The organism is Lacinutrix sp. MEBiC02404 (assembly GCF_053601575.1).
The window spans coordinates 1-286 of sequence record NZ_JBSHNV010000008.1 but is presented as its reverse complement, the minus strand read 5'-3'; the positions used below and the strand labels follow the sequence as shown (position 1 = coordinate 286).

Genomic DNA, 286 nt, shown 5'->3' with positions numbered 1-286 from the left:
GTTACCACAATCATCAGCAACGGTATAAGTAACTAGAATAGTACCACCAGCGCCACAAGTGGAAGCAAGGTTAGTAAATACATAATCTGAAGTTACATCAAATACTGCATCTGTATCACAGCTATCTGTACCACAAGATTGCAGTGCAAGTATGTTAGCGGCATTCCAATCATTCGCGATCATTTCGTTATCTGTACCGTTACATTCTATAGTTTCGTCTATTACAGTACAAGATGTTAAGTCAGGACCGATAGAATCTTCAAGCGTAAGCGTTGCAGTAAGTATG

1 protein-coding gene is annotated in these 286 nt (G+C 39.5%); it reads right to left on the bottom strand.

The genetic code is table 11. From position 1 onward, the window contains the following. On the bottom strand, positions 1–286 hold a 286-nt coding region (locus tag ACVCXO_RS00035), incomplete at both ends, for a hypothetical protein (RefSeq protein ID WP_452227562.1).